Genomic DNA, 677 nt, shown 5'->3' on the forward strand with positions numbered 1-677 from the left:
GCCGCGATCAGGGCCGGCACGTCAGCCAGGGTGCCCTTGGCGTAGTCGGACAGCACCAGCACGTCCACCCCGTCGAGCCCGGCCTCGAGGGCGGCGAGCACCCGCTCGGCGTGGAGGGCGGCGAAGCGCTCCTCGAAGTCGAGGCGGATCAGCTGCTGGTGGCGCGAGATGACCCGCAGCTTGGTGATGGTGGGCGCGTCCTGCACGCGCTCGAAGGCGCAGTCGACGCCCCGCGCGGCGAGGTTTTCCTCGAGCAGGCGCCCGGCCTCGTCGTCACCGACCAGGCCGATCACCCGTGCCCGGGCGCCGAGCGAAGCGACGTTGAGGGCCACGTTGCCGGCGCCACCGGCGCGCAGCTCGTCGCTCCTGACCTGCACCACCGGCACCGGCGCCTCCGGCGAGATGCGCGCGGTGGCGCCGTGCCAGTAGCGGTCGAGCATCACGTCACCACAGACGAGCACGCGGAAGGCGGAGAAATCCGGCAGGGAAAGGTGCATGGGCGCGGGGCATCCGGGCGGATGCCGAAAAAAGGCGAAGGCCCGGATTATCGCACCAAGGCCGGGCCGTCGCGAGGGGCGGCCCGGGTGGCGGTGCCCGGCGCGCTACAGGCCGCTGCCCGCCGCCGCCGGCGGCATCAGGCCGAAGTGCTGCCAGATCGAGGCCGTCGCCATCCGCCC

1 protein-coding gene is annotated in these 677 nt (G+C 73.6%); it reads right to left on the reverse strand.

What is annotated here, in order from left to right:
- Positions 1 to 497, reverse strand: a 497-nt coding sequence (locus L6R21_28140; protein MCK6563075.1) for a PfkB family carbohydrate kinase, incomplete at its 3' end; no start/stop codon positions are given.
- Positions 498 to 677 lie beyond the last annotated feature (180 nt).

Source organism: bacterium, from assembly GCA_023150945.1.
Classification (GTDB): Bacteria; Zhuqueibacterota; Zhuqueibacteria; order Zhuqueibacterales; family Zhuqueibacteraceae; genus Coneutiohabitans.